A 5,060-nucleotide genomic window follows, 5' to 3' on the forward strand; every position below is an offset into this window, starting at 1 on the left:
AGCTAATTCAGCACTTTTTGCTTCTATTTTACTCTCTGCTAACTCTTTAGCATCCGCAATAACTTTTTCTCTCAGGGCCGAAGCTTCCAATTTAGCATTTACAGTTATTAATTTTGCTTTTGATTCAAGTTCATTGATTTCATCATCATTAAAGCCTACTTTTTCTAGGTCTTTTTTGATGTCTTCATCTCTTTTATTCATATACGCAAATAATGGATTGTAAAGCCAACTGTTTAGAACGGCAATAAGAGTAAGAAACACGATTAACGTAGCTACAAGTAGTATCGGATTTATATCTAACATAGCACCTCCTAAAAGTTGCGTGATTATACTATTTAAAAATTAAAAGAATTGTTAAACTGATAAGATTTTTAAATTATTTTTATATTATTTATAAATAATGTTTAGAATTGGGTGATAGTGCTTAATTATTTTGATAAATTTTGTAAAAATTGTTCTAACTGTAGTTCATTTTTAAACTCAATTGTTAAACTTTTATTTGATGTTTTAGCTATAAATCCAAGTTGAAATAGTTTCTCTTTTATAGCTTTAAAATCATATGAAACTACTTCACTTTTTTCTTTTACTTCAATGTTTGAATTTTTTATACTTTTAATTGTTGCTTCTACTTCTCTAACACTTAGTTTTTGCCCAATTATAGAGTTTACGATAAGTTGTTGTTGCTTCTCATCAAGTCCTACTAAAACTTTTGCATGGCCTGTTGAGATTTTTCTCTCAATAAGAGCTCTTTGTGTTTTTTGTGAAAGTTGTAAAAGACGAATAGTATTTGTAATATGTGTTCTACTCTTATGTATTTTAGTTGAGAGCTCTTCTTGCGTAATGTTATGAAGCTTAATAAGCTCACCATATGCATGTGCTAATTCTATAGAGTTAAGCTCATCTCTTTGAATATTTTCAATAAGAGCAAACTGTCTCATCTTCTGTTCATCACTATTTAAAACAATCGCACGAATTGTTTTTAATTTTACTAACTTTGAAGCGCGAAGTCTTCTCTCTCCAGCGATAAGAACATAACCATCAACATCTTCAGTTACTATGATTGGTTGAATAAGCCCATCATTCTTTATAGACTCTCCTAATTCAAAAAGAGAGCTCTCTTCAAAATACTTTCTTGGCTGAAATGGATTTGGTCTTATATCTTTTAGAGGAATCTCTATAATTGAGTCTTTTTGAGAAACCTCATTTTCATAAGCTTCTTCAATCTCGCCTAAAAGTTCGCCTAAGCCTCTTCCTAGTCTTTGTGTCTTCATACTTCCATAATCGCTTGTGCTAAATTTTGATAAGAGATAGATCCCATTGATTTTACATCATATAAGATTGCAGGTTTTCCAAATGATGGTGATTCTGCTAATTTTACATTTCTAGGAACTACTATAATCTCTCCGTCTGCATCTTTAAAAAGTTTAGCGTTAAAGTGCTGTTTTAAATCTGCAAAAACTTGTTTTGAGAGGTTATTTTGAGCACTAAACATGGTTGGTAAAAACCCTTTAATAACTAACTTTTGATTGATTGATTTTCTAACTAATTTTACTGTATTTAAAAGTTGAGCTAAGCCTTCTAGAGCAAAAAATTCGCATTGTATTGGAATGATTACAGAATTTGATGCAGAGAGCGCATTTATTGTCATGGGACCAAGTGCTGGTGGAGAGTCTATGATTATATAGTCATAATCTTTTAAAACAGTAGCTAGTGCTTTTTTAAGTAATAGCTCACGACCTTTTGAATTTTGAGCATCATAATACTCTTTTTCTATACCAACTAAACCAATATTTGAAGGTGCTAGGTGCAGAGTTGGAAGTTCAGTTTTTAAAATAATATCTTTTAATTTTTTTGTACCAATGAGTACATGATAGATATTAAACTCATAATCATTTCTATGAAATCCCAGTGAAGTCGTGGCATTTGCCTGTGGATCTGAGTCTATTAAGAGAACTTTTTTTTCCGCTACGGCAAGCGATGCAGCTAAGTTTACGGCAGTGGTTGTTTTTCCAACACCACCTTTTTGATTTGCGATTACAATCACTTCACTCATCGTCTGCTATATATCCTCTCGCCATTAATCACAATTGAGCCATCATCTTGCAATGTGGCATTACCTAAAAAAATTATTAAACTTTTATCATGCGTATAAAAGTTTTGATTCTTGTAAAATTCTAACTTATATTTACTAAAAACTTGCTTCCATAAGCTCTTTTTTTTAATATTAGCAAAATACCTCTGTAGAAGAAAATCTCTCTCAATAGCAATATCTAACTTTGCAAAATCATCTGGCGAATTAACTAGATTTAATCCAACGCCACATATAAGGCTATCTTTGACTATATTTGTAATCATCCCGCCAATTTTTTTATCATTTATATAAAAATCGTTCGGCCATTTAAGCCAAACAAATGAACCAAGTTCTTGTAATGTTTCTTTTAAAATATAAGAAAAATAAATAGATGAAGACTCTAATTTCAAATCTTTTGGCAGTTCATTAAGCGGAATTGCAAATGATAAGAAGAGATTATTTTTTATTGAGTTCCATTTATTTTCTCTGCTACCTACACCATCTGTTTGATAATCAGCTACGACGGCATAGGGAAGAGTGATTTTATCTTCTAAAACCAACTTTTTTAAATATTTTTGCGTGGAATCTACGCATTCAAGAGAGAGTATCTGCAATATTTACTCTTTTTCCATTTATATAAGAGATAGCTGTCATCTCATTTTTTGATTCTGGTTGAAGAGTTATCACTTTGATACTCCCTTTTTTACATCCTACAATAATGCCATCTTTTTTAATATCTAAGATTTTACCACTCTCATTTTGACTCTCTTGTTCAACTAATTCAATCTTTTTAAATTTTAATCCTGATGAGATATAAATTCCTGGCCATGGAGTAAATGCACGATATTTATTAAATATAGTATAAGCATCATCAAACTCAATCTCACCATCTTGTTTGGTTATTTTTTTACAGTGTGAAGATAAAGAGTCATCTTGTTTTTTTGGAGTGTACTCTGTAAAATTTTCCAACACATCTATAGTTAAATCTGATGCAACTTTAGTAAGTCGTAAAAACAGGGATTCTGACATCTCATTTTTATCAACTTCTATCTCTGTTATCTTTAAAATATCGCCTGTATCAAGCCCCTCATTCATAAGCATTGCAGTTACGCCAGTTCTTGTATCACCATTTAGAAGAGTTTGCTGGATTGGACTTGCTCCTCTGTACTTTGGCAATATAGATGCATGTAAGTTTATACAAGGTGCATGCTCAAGTATCTCTAAAGGTAGTATCTGGCCATAAGCTGCTACAACTATATAATCACACTCTATGCTTAAAACTTCTGTTATTGTCTCTTTGTCTCTAAGACGATTTGGTTGATAAGTTGTGATGCCATATTTGAGCGCTATGTTTTTTGCAGCAGGAGGAGTTAAGATTTTCTTGCGCCCTACTGGCTTGTCTGGCTGTGTAAAAAGTGCAACTACTTCTATATTTTTTGCTTCTATTAATCTCTCTAATATATGAGCCGCATAATCAGGTGTCCCCATAAAAATAATTTTCATTAATTTTTACTTGTAAAAAGAGTTCCGCCTGTGTGTTTGCCATCTAACATTAAGCTTTTTATATCACTTAGATCATATCCACTTGTAAGGACCATATCTATTTTGTTGCTCAATAAATAATTAGCAGCTTTAAGTTTTGTAAGAATTCCACCTGTTGCAAAAGCTCCATGTGGAGCTGCTTCTTTTTCAAGTTCATTTGCATCAACACTCTTTACAATTTTTAAAACCTTTGCATCTGTATACTTTCTTGGATCTTTATCATAATAACCATCAATATCTGAGAAAATAATAAGTAAATCCGAGCCTGTATATTTTGCAACATATGCTGATAATTGGTCGTTATCCCCAACAACAAGCTCTTTTGTAGTTGTCGCATCATTCTCATTTATTATTGGAATAACCCCATTAGATAAGAGCGTATCAATAGTATCTTTAATTTTTCTATTCTCACCCTCTATTTTAAAATTTGCTGCGGTAACTAAAACCTGAGCTGTTAAAATATCATGAGTAGCAAATTTTTTGGCATATTTATTCATTAGTATTGGCTGTCCAATAGAGGCTAATGCTTGCTTGTTTTGTAGTATGCTTCTATCAAGTTTAAGTGCGGTATATCCAGATGCAACAGCACCAGATGAAACAAGTATCACTTCATTTTCTTTTCTTAGTTCAACTAAAAAGTCAACTAGATTTCTCATTCTCTGCAGTGCTATCGTATCATTTTCTGTAAGTACTGCGCTTCCAACTTTTACAACGACTCTTTTCATCTGCTTATCTTTAAAAATTAATTACTTGCTATATAGTCTATTTGTTTGTACAAGGTTAAATAGTGCATGCTTAAGTGGCTCTATATTTTTGTTTGTTGCAGAAGAGATTGCTGTAACAAAATATGGAATTTCTCTATCATAACCAAGAGTCTCATCTGCATTATCTTGAATAAAATAAGGAATCTTTTCATCAAAACCTAGTTCACTATTTTTACTAGCTTTAACTCCGACAATTTCAAAGAAACTATTTACCAAATCACTTAACTCATCTTGTGAAACTGCATCTGCTCTTGTCAATGCGATTGCATATTTACTACTTCCAAGTTTATCAGAAAACGCACTTACTTCTGCCTTTAGAGTATCTATCTGCTCTCTTAAATCTCTATATGAAGCTAAATCTACCATAAATAGTAGAATCTGAGTTCTCTCAATATGTCTTAAAAACTCTATACCAAGGCCTTTACCCTCATGAGCTCCACCAATAATTCCAGGGATATCTGCCATAATAAATGACTCAAAATCGCCAATATTGACTTGACCTAACTTTGGAGTAAGTGTTGTAAACTCATAGTTTGCAATCTCTGGGCGTGCATTTGATACGGTTGAGATAAGGGTAGATTTTCCTACATTTGGAAAACCTACGAGTCCAACATCTGCAATAAGCTTAAGATCTAACTTAACTCTTCTTGTCTCACCCTTTACACCAGGTTGTGCATAGATCG

General features: G+C 32.2%; 7 protein-coding genes. All 7 read right to left on the bottom strand.

All coding sequences use genetic code 11. From position 1 onward, the window contains the following. On the bottom strand, nucleotides 1–303 hold a 303-nt coding region (locus tag PHI38_RS08955; protein ID WP_299855274.1), incomplete at its 3' end, for a F0F1 ATP synthase subunit B'. Nucleotides 304–428: 125 nt separating this feature from the next. Then, nucleotides 429–1,271 (bottom strand): ParB/RepB/Spo0J family partition protein, encoded by an 843-nt coding sequence (locus PHI38_RS08960; RefSeq protein ID WP_299855277.1) that lies wholly within the window; start codon nucleotides 1,269–1,271, stop codon nucleotides 429–431. Beyond that, nucleotides 1,268–2,053 (bottom strand): AAA family ATPase, encoded by a 786-nt coding sequence (locus tag PHI38_RS08965; protein WP_299855279.1) that lies wholly within the window; start codon nucleotides 2,051–2,053, stop codon nucleotides 1,268–1,270. Before PHI38_RS08965 ends, PHI38_RS08960 begins: the two co-directional genes overlap by 4 nt. Beyond that, nucleotides 2,050–2,685, bottom strand: a complete 636-nt coding sequence (locus tag PHI38_RS08970) for a biotin--[acetyl-CoA-carboxylase] ligase (RefSeq protein WP_299855282.1) — start codon at nucleotides 2,683–2,685, stop codon at nucleotides 2,050–2,052. The genes PHI38_RS08965 and PHI38_RS08970 overlap by 4 nt, the downstream gene beginning before the upstream one ends. Continuing rightward, nucleotides 2,666–3,574 carry a methionyl-tRNA formyltransferase gene (fmt, locus tag PHI38_RS08975; RefSeq protein ID WP_299855285.1) on the bottom strand — a complete coding sequence of 303 codons (909 nt, stop codon included), beginning with the start codon at nucleotides 3,572–3,574 and terminating at the stop codon, nucleotides 2,666–2,668. The genes PHI38_RS08970 and fmt overlap by 20 nt, the downstream gene beginning before the upstream one ends. Continuing rightward, nucleotides 3,574–4,338 carry a glutamate 5-kinase gene (gene proB / locus PHI38_RS08980; RefSeq protein WP_299855288.1) on the bottom strand — a complete coding sequence of 255 codons (765 nt, stop codon included), beginning with the start codon at nucleotides 4,336–4,338 and terminating at the stop codon, nucleotides 3,574–3,576. The genes fmt and proB overlap by 1 nt, the downstream gene beginning before the upstream one ends. Before the next feature lie 21 nt (nucleotides 4,339–4,359). Then, the coding region (locus PHI38_RS08985; protein ID WP_299855291.1) for a GTPase at nucleotides 4,360–5,060 on the bottom strand (701 nt) is incomplete at its 5' end.

The organism is Sulfurimonas sp. (assembly GCF_028694895.1).
In the GTDB taxonomy this organism is placed as follows: domain Bacteria; phylum Campylobacterota; class Campylobacteria; order Campylobacterales; family Sulfurimonadaceae; genus Sulfurimonas.

Bases quoted from the DNA above. Each gene is read 5' to 3' on its own strand.
- PHI38_RS08960 (WP_299855277.1), bottom strand. From the start codon at position 1,271: ATGAAGACACAAAGACTAGGAAGAGGCTTAGGCGAACTTTTAGGCGAG.
- PHI38_RS08965 (WP_299855279.1), bottom strand. From the start codon at position 2,053: ATGAGTGAAGTGATTGTAATCGCAAATCAAAAAGGTGGTGTTGGAAAA.
- fmt (WP_299855285.1), bottom strand. From the start codon at position 3,574: ATGAAAATTATTTTTATGGGGACACCTGATTATGCGGCTCATATATTA.
- proB (WP_299855288.1), bottom strand. From the start codon at position 4,338: ATGAAAAGAGTCGTTGTAAAAGTTGGAAGCGCAGTACTTACAGAAAAT.